The 15533-nt window shown below is 68.9% G+C and carries 14 protein-coding genes; 11 read left to right on the top strand and 3 right to left on the bottom strand.

Annotation, left to right across the window (positions count from 1 at the left end; translation table 11 throughout):
- The first annotated feature begins 39 nt into the window (after window positions 1–39).
- The 6 genes from melA (at window position 40) to DZG09_RS01160 (ending at window position 5804) form a co-directional block, all read left to right on the top strand.
- Window positions 40–1356 carry an alpha-glucosidase/alpha-galactosidase gene (melA, locus tag DZG09_RS01185; protein ID WP_119695915.1) on the top strand — a complete coding sequence of 439 codons (1317 nt, stop codon included), beginning with the start codon at window positions 40–42 and terminating at the stop codon, window positions 1354–1356.
- Window positions 1353–2204, top strand: a complete 852-nt coding sequence (locus tag DZG09_RS01180) for a class II fructose-bisphosphate aldolase (RefSeq protein WP_119695914.1) — start codon at window positions 1353–1355, stop codon at window positions 2202–2204. Before melA ends, DZG09_RS01180 begins: the two co-directional genes overlap by 4 nt.
- Before the next feature lie 41 nt (window positions 2205–2245).
- A complete protein-coding gene (locus DZG09_RS01175; protein ID WP_119695913.1) occupies window positions 2246–3115 on the top strand; it encodes an endo alpha-1,4 polygalactosaminidase in 870 nt (289 codons plus the stop codon).
- Between the two features lie 33 nt (window positions 3116–3148).
- Window positions 3149–4273 (top strand): amidohydrolase family protein, encoded by a 1125-nt coding sequence (locus DZG09_RS01170; RefSeq protein ID WP_119695912.1) that lies wholly within the window; start codon window positions 3149–3151, stop codon window positions 4271–4273.
- 38 nt (window positions 4274–4311) lie between these two features.
- Window positions 4312–4848, top strand: a complete 537-nt coding sequence (locus DZG09_RS01165) for an AAA family ATPase (RefSeq protein WP_119695911.1) — start codon at window positions 4312–4314, stop codon at window positions 4846–4848.
- A gap of 230 nt (window positions 4849–5078) precedes the next feature.
- Window positions 5079–5804: an SDR family oxidoreductase gene (locus DZG09_RS01160; protein ID WP_119695910.1), complete on the top strand. Its 726-nt coding sequence runs from the start codon at window positions 5079–5081 to the stop codon at window positions 5802–5804.
- A 141-nt stretch (window positions 5805–5945) separates the two neighbouring features.
- Here the strand turns inward: DZG09_RS01160 and DZG09_RS01155 are convergent, their stop codons facing one another.
- Both DZG09_RS01155 and DZG09_RS01150 read right to left on the bottom strand, forming a co-directional pair.
- Window positions 5946–7100 (bottom strand): Gfo/Idh/MocA family protein, encoded by a 1155-nt coding sequence (locus DZG09_RS01155; RefSeq protein WP_119695909.1) that lies wholly within the window; start codon window positions 7098–7100, stop codon window positions 5946–5948.
- On the bottom strand, window positions 7097–7939 hold the full coding sequence (locus DZG09_RS01150; protein ID WP_119695908.1) for a class I fructose-bisphosphate aldolase: 843 nt from the start codon (window positions 7937–7939) through the stop codon (window positions 7097–7099). Before DZG09_RS01150 ends, DZG09_RS01155 begins: the two co-directional genes overlap by 4 nt.
- Before the next feature lie 262 nt (window positions 7940–8201).
- Here DZG09_RS01150 and DZG09_RS01145 point away from each other — a divergent pair, with 262 nt between their 5' ends.
- Both DZG09_RS01145 and DZG09_RS01140 read left to right on the top strand, forming a co-directional pair.
- A complete protein-coding gene (locus DZG09_RS01145) occupies window positions 8202–9245 on the top strand; it encodes a carbohydrate kinase family protein (RefSeq protein WP_205529019.1) in 1044 nt (347 codons plus the stop codon).
- Between the two features lie 286 nt (window positions 9246–9531).
- Window positions 9532–10527, top strand: a complete 996-nt coding sequence (locus tag DZG09_RS01140) for a LacI family DNA-binding transcriptional regulator (RefSeq protein WP_119695906.1) — start codon at window positions 9532–9534, stop codon at window positions 10525–10527.
- An 89-nt stretch (window positions 10528–10616) separates the two neighbouring features.
- Here DZG09_RS01140 and DZG09_RS01135 read toward each other — a convergent pair whose 3' ends face one another.
- Window positions 10617–11552: a sugar-binding transcriptional regulator gene (locus tag DZG09_RS01135; RefSeq protein ID WP_162893086.1), complete on the bottom strand. Its 936-nt coding sequence runs from the start codon at window positions 11550–11552 to the stop codon at window positions 10617–10619.
- Between the two features lie 168 nt (window positions 11553–11720).
- On the opposite strand from DZG09_RS01135, the gene DZG09_RS01130 reads away from it, so the two are divergent.
- The 3 genes from DZG09_RS01130 to DZG09_RS01120 are packed head-to-tail and all read left to right on the top strand — an operon-like array spanning window position 11721 to window position 15379.
- Window positions 11721–13298 (top strand): sugar ABC transporter ATP-binding protein, encoded by a 1578-nt coding sequence (locus DZG09_RS01130; protein WP_119697309.1) that lies wholly within the window; start codon window positions 11721–11723, stop codon window positions 13296–13298.
- A complete protein-coding gene (locus DZG09_RS01125) occupies window positions 13295–14278 on the top strand; it encodes an ABC transporter permease (RefSeq protein WP_119695904.1) in 984 nt (327 codons plus the stop codon). Before DZG09_RS01130 ends, DZG09_RS01125 begins: the two co-directional genes overlap by 4 nt.
- Window positions 14279–14320: 42 nt before the next feature.
- Window positions 14321–15379, top strand: coding sequence for a substrate-binding domain-containing protein (locus DZG09_RS01120; RefSeq protein ID WP_119695903.1), 1059 nt, complete (start codon window positions 14321–14323; stop codon window positions 15377–15379).
- The last annotated feature ends 154 nt before the right edge of the window (window positions 15380–15533 follow it).

Below are 15533 nucleotides of genomic sequence, written 5' to 3'. Positions count from 1 at the left end.
TTATTGCACGTTACGTGCGTACTCGAGGATGATCGACGCATGGTCAACATCGCATTCATCGGCGCGGGAAGCGTCGTGTTCACCCGGCAGCTCGTCGCGGACATCCTGCGCTTCCCCGAGCTCGCCGATGCGCGCTTCGTGCTGCACGACATCGATCCGGCGAGGCTCTCCGTGGCGGAGGCGACGGTGAGCCACGTCAGCGACCGGCTCGGCGCGCGCGCCGTCGTCGTCGGAACCACCGACAGGCGTGCCGCGCTGGACGGAGCCGACTTCGTCATCAACATGATCCAGGTCGGCGGCATCGACGCGACGCTCGCCGATCTGGAGATCCCGGCACGGCATGGGCTGCGCCAGACGATCGGCGACACGACGGGCATCGGCGGAGTCTTCCGTGCGCTGCGCACGTTCCCCGTGCTGAGCGATCTGGCCGCGGATATGCGCGATCTCTGCCCTGACGCCTGGCTGCTCAACTACACGAACCCGATGGCCATGAACGTCTGGTGGCTGTCCGTCACCGCCCCGGACATCAAGGTCGCAGGCCTCTGCCACAGCGTGCACTGGACCGCGCACGACCTCGCCGAACTCATCGGCGTCCCGTTCGAGGAGACCCGATACCGTGCGGCAGGAGTCAACCACCAGGCGTGGCTGCTCGAGTGGACGCACCACGGGCAGGACCTCTATCCGCGGCTGAGCGAGCGCATCCGCGGCGACGACGAACTCGCCCGCCGGGTGCGGGTCGAGATGTTCCGCCGCCTCGGCCGGTATCCGACGGAGACGAGCGAGCACTCGGCGGAGTACCTTTCGTGGTTCCTGCGGTCGGACGAGCAGGTCGAGCGCTTCCGCCTGCAGCCCCTCGAATACGTCGACATCAGCCGTGAGAACGTCGCGGAGTTCGAAGCGACGCGCGACGCGCTCGCTGCGGGGCGCGATCTCGAGCTCCCGGACGGGGCGAGCGAGTACGCTCCGCAGATCATCCATTCCCTCGTCACCGGCACGCCGAGCGAGGTGCACGTGAACGTGCCCAACCGCGGTCTGATCGACAATCTGCCTGATGACTGCGTCGTGGAAGTGCCGGCGACGGTCGACGGAACCGGCGTCTCGCCCGTGCCGATGGGCTCCCTGCCCGTGCAGTGCGCCGCGGTGAATCAGCCGTACGTGTCGGTCGGGCGCCTGACCGTCGAGGCCGCTCGCACCGGAGACCCCTCCCTCGTCAGGCAGGCCGTGCTGATGGACCCGAATGCGCAGTCGACGCTGACCCCGGAGCAGATCTGGCGGCTCTGCGACGAGCTGACCGAGGCCCACGGGCTGCTGCTCCCTCCGGCTCTGCGTGCCGGCGTGCGGACGAGCGCACTGTGAGTCTCGCGGATACCGGGGCACTCGTCGATGCGGCCGTGCGCGACGGCGGCGCCGTGCTGGCGTTCAACGTGATCGGCCTCGAGCATGCAGAAGGGATCGTGGCCGGGCTCGAGCGGGCGGGCGCGCCGGGCATTCTGCAGATCAGCGAGAACGCCGTGCGCCATCGTGGCGGCCTGCACGGCCCTCTCGTCGCGGCCTGCCGCGAACTCGCTGCGGCGTCGTCGTGCTCGGTGTCGATCCATCTCGATCATGTGCAGGACGCCGGTCTCGCGCACACCGTCATCGCCGAAGCGCGGCAGCGCGGAACATCCTCGATCATGGTGGATGCGGCGCATCTCGACTACGACGACAACGTGCGCACCACTGCGGCGCTCGCGCACGAGGCCCACGGCGCATCGCTGTGGGTGGAGGCGGAACTCGGCGAGATCGGCGGGAAGGACGGCGCGCATGCGCCAGGCGTGAGGACGGACCCGCGCGAGGCGGCGGCGTTCGTGGCGTCGACGGGCGTCGACGGACTCGCCGTCGCGGTCGGCAGCACCCACGCGATGACCTCGGCGACCGCGCAGCTCGACCTCGACCTGATCGGGCGCATCGCCGCCGAAGTGACGGTGCCCCTCGTGCTGCACGGATCATCCGGCGTTCCTATCGAGACGCTGCGCACCGCCGTTGCGCGCGGGATCCGCAAGATCAACATCGGCACGGCGCTCAACGTCGACTTCACCCGCCGCGTGCGGGAGACGCTGGAGGCGGATCTCGCCGTGACCGATCCGCGCACCTACCTGGCGCCGGCGCGCGACGCCGTCGCCGAGTCCGTCGCCGCCGTGAGCACCTCGGTGCTGTCGCGGTGACGGCCCGCACGAAGGAACGACGACGTAGGAGAGGCAGAGGGATGAACAGGACGATGATTCTTGCGGGGGCGGCCGTCGCCATGGCCGCTGTGTCGGCGTGCGCCTCAGCACCGCAGAGCGGCGAACCGGCCGATGATCCGATCCCGGCAGCGACTGACATGGCGCTGCCGCCGACGAGCGGCGTGTTCGACTATCAGCTCGGCGGTGCGTACGACGAGCTCGACCTGGGGGACGGGCCGGTCGGGATCGACGTCGTCGTGCGCGATTCGACGGCGGAACCGCTGGCCGGCGCCTACAGCGTCTGCTACGTCAACGGTTTCCAGACGCAGCCGGATGATGCCGATCTGTGGTCGGAGCACGAGGAGCTTCTGCTCCACGACTCGGACGGCGAGCTCATCATCGATCCGGAGTGGCCGGATGAGTTCGTCCTCGATCCCGGTACGAGCGGGCAGCGCGACGGCATCATCGGCATCATCGGCCCGGTGATCGACGGCTGTGCGGCGGACGGCTTCGACGCCGTCGAGATCGACAACCTCGACACCTGGACGCGCTTCGACGAGATCGATGCGGACGGTGCCCATGCGCTCGCCGCCGCGTACGTCTCCCGTGCGCACGACGCGGGGATGGCGATCGCCCAGAAGAACGCCGCGGAGATCACGGAGTTCGCGCACGATGACCTCGGGTTCGACTTCGCCGTGACGGAGGAATGCGGGGTGTGGCAGGAATGCGCGTCGTACACCGACGTGTACGGCGACCATGTGCTCCAGATCGAGTACCCGGGCGCGCTGGAGGAAGAGGGCATGACGTTCGACGGCGTCTGCGCGCTTCCGGATCGCGCGCCGCTGACGATCCTGCGCGACCTCGACCTTGTCGCGGCGGGCGAGGACGACTATGTGTATCGAGCATGCTAGGGCGAAGCGACGACTCGGATCCGGTGAACCGCCATGCATGATCCGCTCATCGACGGTGGGGAGGACCTCCCGCCCGTGCTGAGCCTGAAGCTGGCCGATTGGCAGCCCCGCGCGCAGCTGGAGCTGCCGACGACGGCGGTGGAACGACCGGCCGCACCCGCGATCGATGTGCACAACCATCTCGGCAGGTGGCTCACCGACGATTGGTGTGCGCCGGATGTCGGTGCGCTCATCGACCTGATGGACGAGACGGCTGTCGGGACGATCGTCAACCTCGACGGGCGCTGGGAAGAGGAGCTCGAAGCGAACCTCGACCGATACGACCGTGCGCATCCGGACCGATTCCTCACCTTCTGCCAGCTGGACTGGGATCTGCTCGGCACGTCGGGCGGCGCGGCCGTGCTGGAGCGCCAGCTGCGCGAATCGGCGGACCGGGGCGCGCGCGGCGTGAAGGTGTGGAAGAACCTCGGGCTCTCCGTTCGTGGGCGTGACGATGCACTCGTGCGACCGGACGCCCCCGAGGTGGTGGACATCCTCGGAGCGGCGGGGGAGCTCGGCCTTCCCGTGCTGATCCACGTCGCCGACCCCAGGGCGTTCTTCGAACCGCTCGATCACCGCAACGAACGGTTCGACGAGCTGTCGGAGCAGCCGCAGTGGTCGTTCGCCGACCGCTCGAGGTTCCCCTCCTTCGACGACCTGCTCACGTCGTTCGAACGGCTGCTTGCGGCGACCCCTCGCACGCAGTACATCGGTGCGCACATGGGCTGCGTCGCGGAGGATCTCGATCGCGTCGAGCGGATGCTGGATGCGGCGCCGAACCTGTCGATCGACATCGCGGGGCGCCTCGCCGAGCTCGGCCGTCAGCCTCGTCGGTTCCGACGGCTCGTTGAGCGGCATCCGGACCGGGTGCTGTTCGGCACCGATGCGTTCCCGCTGCACAGGGGCGACCTGACAACCCACTTCCGCTTCCTCGAGACCGACGACGAGAGCTTCGACTACGCACCGGGGTCCGACGTGCCGCCGCAGGGCCGCTGGTCGATCTCGGCCGCCGATCTGCCGCGACGCCTGCTGCCCGGCGTGTACGCAGACAACGCCCGTCGTGTGCTGGGGCTGTGCGATGCGGGCGGGCCGAGTGCCGCGCCGCCTCCGCCTCGGTGACTTGACAACCACGAGCCGCGCGGGGATCGTGCAGAGCTATGACACACGAACACTCCGCCAGCGTCGTTCTCGTGGCCGGCCCCGCGGGAAGCGGCAAATCGACGTTGGGGGGAGCGCTGGCCGCCGATCTCGGCGCCGCGCTGCTCGACCTCGACGTCGTGACGAACCCGGTGCTCGATCGACTGCAGGCGGAAAGACTGTTCGGGGACAGGCACTGGAACGACGCATCGCTGCGGCCGCTGCTCCGCCCGGCCAGATACGCGGCGCTGCGCGACACCATGGCTGCGCAGACCGTGTCGACCGTGGCGGTCGCGCCGTGGACGGCCGAGCTCGCAGGCGGCGAGGAATGGCGCGTGCTCGTCGATTCGCTGGGCGGCGAACCGTTCGTCGTGTGGCTGAGAGCAGGCAGCGAGCTGCTCGCCAGGCGGCGCGAGAACCGCGGACTCGACCGTGACGCGCACATCGTCGACGGCGGTTCGTCGCCCGCGGTCGCGCACATCGCCGTGGACGCCGCAGCCCCCACGGCCGATCAGGTGCGGTTCGTGGTGGAGCGGCTCACTTCGCAGTCGCGCTGAGCCTCGCCCTGTCGCTCGCCCTGGTGCGTCGGGCGAGTCCGACCGCGCAGGAGCCGCCCGTTTCGGCGCGGACCGTGCGCGCCTCTGCCGGTCGTGCGCGCCTCGGAAAAGGGGAGGCGTCTCCCGTGCCGCAAGGCACAGGAACCGCGGACTTGCGCCCGGCATGTCATCGATGTCATTGTGAGTGCGGACGACTCGCGAAGACGCGGGCGAAGAGAGGGCGGCGGCTGATGGCTGGATTCGACGGGCGCACGGTTCTCGTGACGGGAGCGTCGGGAGGCATCGGCGGCACGACGGTGCGACGGCTGGTGCGTGACGGCGCCACGGTGCTCGCCGGTGGACGCGACCTCGATGAGCTGGCCGCACTTGCCGAAGAGACCGGCGCGACGCCGCTGGCCTTCGACCTCACCAGCGAGGAAGAGGTGCGCACCGCGATCGAGGGGCGCGATATCTGGGGCGTGGTGAACTGCGGCGGATGGGGCGGCGCGATCGAGACGCCGCAGGAAGCCGACATCGACGTGTTCGACAAGGTCATGGCGATCAACACACGCGGCTCGCTGCTCGTGACGAAGTACGCCTCGCGCGAGATGATCCGGCTCGGCGGCGGCGCGATCGTGAACGTCTCCAGCCAGGCCAGCCTCGTCGCCCTGCACGGTCACATCGCCTACGGCTCGTCGAAGGCGGCGCTCGACAACATCACTCGCGTCTCGGCACTCGAACTCGGGCCGCACGGCATCCGGGTCAACAGCGTGCACCCGACCGTGGTGATGACCGAGATGTCCGCCTGGTACTGGGGGCGTCCGGATGTCGAGGGCCCGTTCCTGAAGGCGATGCCCCTGGGGCGGTGGGCGACCGAGGACGAGATCGCCGGCCCCATCGCGTTCCTGCTCAGCGACGATGCCAGCATGATCTCCGGCGCGCATCTCCCGATCGACGGCGGCTACACGGCGCAGTAGCCACTCGGGTTGACGGCATGCACAACGCAGTCGGCCCGTACTCTGCGGCTCGGCCGACCCGCGCGGATCGGCGGCGGATACCGACGTGCGGTGCGAGATCGACTGCGTTGTGCAAGGGCGGTCACTCTGAGACGGCCCGGGTCACACCGCCTCGAAGGCGTCGGAATCGTTCGACGCGATGGCCGCGGCGTAGATCGCATGGGTGCGGGCCGCCTCATCCGGGCGCACGGCGCCGAAGCGCTCACCCAGCACGCCCTCGCGCTCGGCGAGGAACGCCGCCCACATCTGCAGGATCGCATCGGAGAACCCGGCCTCGAAGATCCCGCCCGTCACGGTCGGCCACACCGACTGACTGCCCGCGTCGATGGTGGCCCACGCCTGTTCGCGGCCGATGCCCGGAACATCCGGCATCTGGAACACCTCGATCGCCTTCGGGTTCTTCGTCGAGAACCGCACGCCGCCCGACATGCCGATCGCCTCGAAGAACCACGTGTTCTTCTGGCCAGGCGCGATGCGCTTCGTCTCGATCGCGAGCGGGAAGTCGGCCCCGCCCTGCTGCGCGATGCGCGCGTGCACGACCGCGTTGTCCCAGGTGTCGCACGGCACGGGCGTCCCGTCCGGGCCCGGTCGTTCTGTGACGATGTTCTGCAGCATGCCGAGCACACGATCCGGGTTCCAGCCCAGCCGCAGCGGCACGTGCCACGCGTGCAGACCGAGATCGTTCATCACGCCCGCCTCGCCGCAGAAGCGCGCCTGCCGCTTCCAGTTGACGGGCTTGGAGCGATCGGTGTCACTGGCGTGCAGGAAGCCGCACCGCGCCTCGACGATCTCGCCCAGTGCGCCGGAACGCACGTGGTCGATCGCGGCCTGAGCGCCTGGCAGGAACGGCATCTCGCTCGAACAGCGCACGAACGACTCCGGATGCTCGGAGACGGCCGCCATGATCTCGTCGGACGCGGAGCCGTCGATCCCGAACGGCTTCTCGGCGAACAGCGACTTGCCCGCCCTGATCACATCGGAGTAGATCTGCGCGTGCAGGTCGTGCCGCACGGCCACGTAGACCACGTCGACGCGGTCGTCCGCGAGCAGGTCGCGGTAGTCGGTCGTGGTCAGCTCGACGGTGGGCAGCTCGGAGAACCAGCCAAGGGCGTCAGGGTTGATGTCGCACACGGCACGCACCTCCGGTGTGACCGGGTGATCGATGAGCGCGGGCCAGCGGGCGATCGCGGCGGCCATCTCGCGGCCCATCAGGCCGCCGCCGATGATCGCGACGCCGACCCGCTTCTGCGCGGTCACGAGCGCACCTCGTCGACGAGCTTCAGCGCCTCGTCGACGCCGACGCCGCGGTGCAGCACGGCCATCAGCGCCGCCGTGATGCCGTAGGGGTTGCGGTGCTGCACGACGTTGCGGCCGTAGACGATGCCGGCGGCGCCCGCGTCGAGCACCGCAACGGTGCGTTCGAGCAAGGTGCGGTCGTCGACGCGTCCGCCGCCGCGCACCAGCACGGGCACGGAGCCGGCGACCCTGATCACGCGGTGGTACTCGCTCGGGTCGTCGCAGGGGTCGGCCTTGATCAGATCGGCGCCGAGCTCGACGCCCTGGCGAACGAGGGCCATGATCTTGTCGAGGTCGCCGTCGACCATGTAGCCGCCGGCGACCGAGTTGTCCTGCATCACGAGCGGCTCGACCATCAGCGGCATGCCGTACTTCGTCGCCTGCTCGCGCAGGGCGAGGATCGACCGGATGTTCTCGCCCCTGATGCCGGGATGGCCAGGCAGCTGCATCAGGTTGACGCATATCGCGACGGCGTCCAGGCGCACGGCCTCTTCGACCGCGAACGGCACGTGGTGACTGTAGAGCTCCTCGTCGAGGGGGGAGTTGTAGACGTTGGCGACGTCGGTGCGCATCACCAGCCCCGGCTTATGCTTGCCCGGCACCTCCTGCAGGTGGTGCGCCTGGCCCAGTGTCATCTGAACGGCGTCGGGGCCGGCATCGACCAGCGTCTGCACCGATGCACGGATGTCCTCGATACCGTCGAGGAAGCTGCGCTCGCCGAAGAATCCGTGGTCGATCGCCACGTCGAGGGCCTTGCCGGAATCGGGGTCGAAGAGTCGGTTGAGGCGGTACGGATGCATGGCGCTGCTCCTTTGCTTCGCTTGTGCGTGTCGTCGCGTGGTGTTCGGCGCTGTGCGCCTGCGACCTTCGATCGTTCGTCTCAAGAACGCAGGCGTTGTTGTGACTCACTCAATCAGGTGCTCGGCGCTGTGCGCCTACGACCTTCAATCGTTCGTCTCAAGAACGCAGGCGTTATTGTGACTCACTCAATCAGGTGCCAGGATAGGGGGATAAAGACAACGTTGTCTAATGTCGGTCGAAGAGGACCGCGAGAGGAGCATCATGCAGGTTCGCGGGGTGGGCGACGTTCTGGTCGCCGGGCATGTATGCGTCGACCTCGTTCCGGACTTCCCCGGCGAGGCGCGGGTCGAACCCGGCGCGCTGTTCAACGTCGGAGCGCTCGGCATGCGCGTCGGCGGCAGCATCGCCAACACCGGATCCGCGCTGGCCGGTCTCGGGATTCCCGTGCGGGCGCACGGACTGGTCGGCGACGACGCGCTCGGTGCGATCGCGCGCGACCGGCTCTCCGCGATCGACGGGGTGCGGGCGGATCTGGTCACGACGCGGGATCACGCCACCTCGTACTCGATCGTCGTGCAGCCGCGCGGCGAGGACCGTTCGTTCTGGCACCACACCGGCGCCAACGACGCCTTCGACGGCACGACGCTCGACCCCGCGGGTGCACGGCTCGTGCATCTGGGCTACCCACCGCTGCTGCCGGGCATCGCGGCCGACGGCGGAGCCCCGCTGGCGGCGACCCTCGCAAGGGTCAAGGACGCGAATGCGACCACGTCGCTCGATCTGGCGGTCGTCGATGAGGCGTCCCCCGCGGGCGGATACGACTGGAATGCGATTCTGACCGAGGTGCTGCCGCACACCGACGTGCTGACTCCGTCGCTCGACGACCTCACCTCGGCGCTGCGACTCGCACCGCGCACAGGCCTCGCCGATGAGCTCGCGGAGGATCTGCTCGCCCGCGGGGCGGGCATCGTCGCGATCTCGGCAGGAGAGGAAGGGCTGCTCCTGCGCGCTGCGGGAGCCGAGCGGCTGGCGCGGGGCGGGCCGGTGCTGCGCGCACTCGGTGCTGAATGGGCCCACGCGCGAGTGCGCGTCGAACCCGTGCCCGTCGACCGACTCGGTACGACCAACGGTGCGGGGGATGCGGCGACTGCGGGGCTTCTGGCGGGGCTGCTGCGGGCTGCTCCGCCCGGCGACGCGGTGAGGCTCGCCGCTTGGGCGGCGGCTGACTGGATCGAGTCGTCCTCGTGCAGCGGCGCCCGCATCGCGGCGCGAGCGGCGGGGGTCGCACCGTGGGCGCGGGGATGAGTTCGGAGCTGCTGTCGCTCAGGGACGGCTGGCCGCTCGCCTCCTGGCAGCGAAGGCTGGCCGGTGCACCAGAAACGGGGGAGCAGGGCACTGGGCTCGACTCGTGCGCATCGGCGAGCCGGCCCGCCAGAAAGCGCGGACAACGGGATAAGGACCGTCCGGTGAGCGCGCGGACGCGGGGCCGCGCATGGTTCCCACCGGAGGAGCACCGTGACCGCCAATGGGCACGCGAAGGAGACGGCTCGACCGACCATGCCGATATGGGAATATTGACGCGGGAGGGGTCATGAGCGAGACCGGAGCGGCCGCGGACGAGCGGGCAGGGCGCGTGCCGACGATGCGCGACGTCGCCGAGCGCGCGGATGTGGGGCTCAAGACCGTCTCGCGCTTCGTCAACGGTGAGACCAACATCCGGCCGCAGCTCGCCGATCGCATCGCACGGGCCATCGCAGACCTCGGGTATCGGCGAAATCTGGCGGCCGCGAGCATCCGACCGGGTCAGCAGTCGCGCGTTCTCGGGCTGATCATCGGCGACCTGGGCAACCCGTTCTGGTCGGGGATGGCGCGCGCAGCTGAGCGGGTCTGCGCCGAGCGGCGCTGGCTTCTGCTCACGGCGAGCAGCGAGGAGGATCCGGATCGCTTCGCGCGACTGATCGACCGCCTGGTCGAGCAGCGCGTCGACGCGCTCATGGTCGTGCGACCGCCCGGCGAGGAGCTTCCGGCTCTCGATCGGGCGGCGGGCGACGTGCCCGTCGTGGCCATCGACCGCCCGAGCGAGCATGCGGCATGCAACGTGCTCTACGACAACGCCCACGGCGCTCGGGCGGCGGTCGAGATCCTGCGGGAGCACGGCAGGGTGGGGTATGTCGGCGACACGACGGGAATGTGGACGATGAGCGAGCGGTTCCGCGGCTACGCGGAGGCCGTCGGTGCAGTCGATGAGGAGATCGTGCGGCACAGCGCGCACACCATGGAGGATGCTCAGACCGCCGCGGCCGAGCTGCTCGACGCAGGTGTCGACGCCCTGTTCACGGCCAATAACCGCGCGTCCGTCGGCGCGCTGCTGGCGTTCGCCGCCGCAGGGCGGCGAGTGCCCATGATCGGCTTCGACGAGTTCGAGGCCGCGAAGCTCGCAAGCCCGCCCGTCTCCGTTGCGAACGCCGCACCGGCGGTGCTCGGCCGCGCCGCCGCCGAAGCGGCCTTCTCTCTGCTCGACGGCGTCACGCCACCCGACGTGCTCCTCGAGCCCGACCTCGTCCTCCGCGGCAGCGAGGCACGCTGACCCGCGCCGACCTGCCCTATCTCTTCATTTCTGGCACATCTCCGGTGGGGTGCCCACCCGGAGATGTGCCAGAAATGAAGAACTGACGGCTATGAGGCGTCGAGGAGGGCTCGGGCCGTCACCGTGTCGGTGATGAGCGAGGTGATCAGGCCGCCGAGCAGGGCGGCCCGGATCGCTTCGACCTTCGTCGCGCCGCCGGCGACGCCGATGACCTCAGGCACACGGCGCAGCTCGTCCGCCGTGATGGCCAGCGAACGGTGATCGAGGGTCGAATCGACGGTGCCGTTGCGGTCGTACAGTGTGGCGACGACCTCTCCGACGACGCCGCGATCGACGAGTTCCTGAGCGATCGCGCCCTGATTCGCCGAGTCGTACAGCTGCGAGTCCGGCGGGTTCCAGCTGCCGATCGCGACGACGCCCTTCGTGACCTGCCCGAAGCGCGAATAGGCGTCCCGGATGAGCGGATCGGCCTTCAGCGCCTCGGCCGTCGCGTCGTCCTGCACGAGCAGCGGGGCGAAGATCGGATAGCTCTCGCCGCCAGAGGCTCGCGCGACGCGGCGGACGATCTCGATGCCGTGCTCTCGAACCGGCCCGGCGATGCCGCCGAGCGCTACGACGTCGCAGTGGGGGAGATCGACGAGCAGCTTGGTCGCCTCGTCGAGGGTGCGCCCCGCCGTGAACCCCAGCGTGTCGGCCGGTGTCACGATCTCCTGCAGCAGGGTGGCCGTCGCCTCTCCGAGCGCCTGCCGAATGGCCTCTGGCGTCTGACTCGGCGAGGTCACGGCGATCGAGTGGACGAGCCCGAACTCGTTCTTCAGGCCGATGGAGAGCTCGGGATCGATCGCGTCGGGCAGCTGCACATCGATGGTGACGATGGCGAGCTCTCGCGCCTTCTCGAGCATCCGGGCGACCTTGAACCGCGACACGCCCAGTTCGGCTGCGATGTCGACCCTGCTGCGGTCCTGCAGATAGTACCGGCGTGCCGCGTGTGCGATCCGGATGAGTTCGTCTGGGCCCATGATCATCTTCGCTTCCTCGTGCCGCGCTCCCGTGCGCAACCGTGCACCCACCGTACAGCATCGCCGCTCATCTGAGCGCCCCATATGCACACAAGAGCGATTTCATGTACAGTCGATCCGTCGATCTGAGCACGCACCGTGCGCGTGCTCGCGGAAGGACCAGTTGTGGCAACGATGCAGACGACGCCCGTGCCGTCGGGCGCGACCGAAGCTCCGGTCGCGCTCGAGGTGCGTGACATCTACAAGGGGTTCGGCGGGGTGCCGGTGCTGAAGGGAATCAGCCTCGCGCTCGAACCGGGCACGATCACGGCCCTCGCCGGGGAGAACGGCGCGGGAAAGTCGACGCTGATGAAGATCGCGTCGGGGCAGTACAAGGCAGACAGCGGCATCGTGCTCGCGCGCGGCGCCGAGCTGCCGACGGGAAGCACACAGGCCGCGGCCAAGGCGGGAGTGGCGATCGTTCCGCAGGAGCTCGCGTCGCTGCCCGACATGACGGTCTACGAGAACATCTTCATCGGCCGCGAGCTGCGCGGACCGATGGGGCTTCGCCGACGCGAGATGATCGAGGAGGCCCGCAGGAACCTTGCGGAGTTCGATCTGACGATCGACCCGAGCACCCGGATGGGCACGCTCCCCGTCGGCGTCAGGCAGATGATCGAGATCATCAAGGCCACCAACACCGGCGCCCGCGCGATTCTGCTCGACGAGCCGTCGAGCGCGATCGCCGCGCGCGAGGTCGCTCGCCTGGTCGAGGTGATGCGCAAGCTGCGCGACCAGGGCGTGGCGCTGCTGTTCACGACGCACAAGATGGAGGAGATGCGCGAGCTCGCCGACAAAGTGGTCGTGCTCCGCGACGGCGGTCTCGTGATGGACGCGCCGATGCGCGACGTCTCCGACGACGACATCGTCACGGCGATGATCGGTCGTGAGCTCGAGGACCTCTTCCCGGATGTCGCAGAGCCGGCAGACGAGGTCGTGCTCGAGGTGACGAAGCTTCAGATCGAGGACGCGCACAACACCGTCGACCTCTCGGTGCGCCGGGGCGAGATCGTCGGCCTGTCCGGCCTCGTCGGCGCGGGGCGCTCCGAGCTGATGGAGGGCATCTTCGGCATCCGCAGGGTCGAGTCGGGCGAGGTGCGCATCGCCGGCAAGAAGGTGCGCCGCAACGACCCCGGCGCGTCGATCGTCGCGAACGTCGCCTTCGTGCCGGAGGACCGCAAGGGCGCGGGCGGGGTGCTGCAGATGGACGTGCTCGACAACGCCACGCTGCCGCGGATCGAGCAGTTCAACATCGCCGGATGGCTGCGCCAGCGCAAGCGCCGTGAGGACGTCGGGGCGGCGACGGAGTCGGTGCGCCTGAAGAGCCGCGGACTGAACCAGCCGATGGAGACGCTCTCGGGCGGCAACCAGCAGAAGGTCGTATTCGCGCGCTGGCTCGTCGGCGACGTCGATGTGCTGCTGCTCGATGAGCCGACCCGCGGCGTGGACGTCGGGGCGCGCAGCGAGATCTACCGGATCATCGTCGACCTCGCGGCCAAGGGAATGGCCGTGCTGATGGCCTCCAGCGACATGCCGGAGATCCTCAGTCTCTCGCACCGCGCGCTGGTGATGCGCGACGGCGGCGTGGTCGCCGAACTCAGCAAGGAAGAACTTCAGCAGGAGGATGCGCAGGACCGCATCTTCCGCTATGCGAGTGGCCTCCTGGAGGGCACCGCCACCACCGCAGAAACCCAGGAGGAAACGGAACGATGAGCACCGACACCGCCGTCGAGAAGCGGCGCGCATTCAGCGCCAAGTGGCTGCAGGACATGGCGATCCGCTACGCCATGGTTCTCGTGCTGATCGTCGTGATCGCATTCTTCGCCTACCGCAGCGCGCGATTCGCCACGCCGGACAACGTGGTCACGATCCTGATCGCCGCCGCACCGTTCGCCCTGATCGCGCTCGGGCAGACCCTCGTCATCCTGACCGGTGGCATCGACCTCTCGGTCGGCAGCGTCATCGCCCTCAGCGCGATGGCCGGTGCCTACACTGCGAAGTCGCTGCCCGATCAGCTGTTCCTCGCACTCGCCGTCGCGATCCTGGTCGGAGCAGTGGCGGGAGCAGTGAACGGCTTCGTGGTCTCAGTGCTCGACGTTCCACCGTTCATCGCCACGCTGGGAATGCTGACACTGGCATCCGGACTCGCCTATGTGATCGGCGGCGGCGCCCCGATCAACGGCCTGCCCCAGAACTTCAGCCAGTTCGCGAACACCGAGGTCCTCGGCCTCACCATCCCGGTCATCCTGATGATCATCGGCATCGTCGGCTTCGGCATCATGATGCGCCGCACCAAGTTCGGCATGCACGTGTACGCCGTCGGCGGCAACGAGCAGGCCTCACGCATCGCCGGCATCAAGACCGGGCGCGTGAAGTTCCTCGTCTACACGATCAGCGGCGCGCTCGCAGGCGTCTCCGGCATCATGCTGGCCTCGCGCACGATCAACGGCTCGCCCAGCCTCGGCGTCGGGTACGAGCTCGACGCGATCGCAGCCGTCGTGATCGGCGGCGCCAGCCTGATGGGCGGCCGCGGCACCATCTGGGGCACGGCGCTCGGCCTGCTGATGATCCAGACGCTGAACAACGGCCTCGACATCCTCACCGTACCCGCCTACTGGCAGGACGTCGTCAAGGGTCTGCTGATCGTCGCGGCCGTCTCCGTCGACGTCTGGGCAGCGAAACGCAGAAGCTGACCACCCCTCCCTTCACCTGACCCGCAACCAAGGAGAAACACAATGAAGTTCCGCAGCCTCATCCGTGGCACCATCGGCGTCGGCGCCGTGGCCACCACCGCCGTCGCACTCACCGCCTGCGGCGCAGGAGACCCGAACGCCGGTGGCGACGACACCATCACGATCGGCGTCAGCGTCTACGAGATGTCCTCGTTCATCACCGAGGGCAAGGAGGGCATCGACCGCTACGCCGAGGAGAACGACATCGAGATCCTCTGGAACTCGGCGTCGATGGACGTGCCGACCCAGGCCGACCAGATCGACCAGTACATCAACGCAGGCGTCGACGCCATCGTGGTCGTTCCCGTGCAGCAGGACACCCTGCAGCCGCAGGTCACTGCAGCGGCAGCCGCCGAGATCCCGCTTCTCGACGTCAACGCGACGCTGAACAACGACGAGGTCGCCGGTTCCGTGCAGCCGGATGACGTGGCCGCCGGCGCCCAGGAGGCGCAGATGATGGTCGACGAGCTCGGCGGCGAGGGCAACGTGGTCGTGCTGCAGGGTCCGCTCGGCGGCTCGGGCGAGATCAACCGCGGCGCCGGCATCGACCAGGTGCTCGAGGAGAACCCCGACATGGAGGTGCTCGCCAAGGACACCGCCAACTGGAGCCGTGAAGAGGCCATCAACAAGATGAGCAACTGGATCTCGGCCTTCGGCGACGACATCGACGGCGTCATCTCGCAGAACGACGACATGGGGATCGGCGCCAAGCAGGCACTCGACGAGGCCGGCATGGGCGACGTTCCGGTCGTCGGCATCGACGGCATCGAGGACGGCCTGAACGCCGTCAAGAACGGTGACTTCATCGGCACCTCGCTGCAGAACGGCACCGTGCAGCTCGCCGCAGGCGTCGCACTGGCCGGCAAGATCGCCCGCGGCGACGACGTCGCGGACAACCACCTCGTCTACACGATGCCCGCCGTCACGACCGAGAACGTCGATGACGCGATCGGCCACGTCGTCACCGAGCGCGACGCGTTCCTCGACGGCCTCACCGAGCTGACCGAGCGGAACCTCGAGTCCGGCGACGTCGCCTACGAAGGCCTGCCCGGACAGGAGTGACCACGCGCCTCGCTGCGTTGTCGTCAGTCGCCGTACGCAGTACGACTCCCTCCTCCGCCTTGCGAGGCACGCACTCACTCCTGTCCGGAACGGGTGAGCTGAGCGCGGTGCGCTGGGAGTGAGTACGCGCCTCGCTGCGGCCCAGCGCGTCCCC

Source organism: Microbacterium halotolerans, from assembly GCF_003569805.1.
GTDB classification, from domain to species: domain Bacteria; phylum Actinomycetota; class Actinomycetes; order Actinomycetales; family Microbacteriaceae; genus Microbacterium; species Microbacterium halotolerans.
Note: the sequence above shows the minus strand (reverse complement) of the source record. Positions and strands in the feature narration are given on the sequence as shown.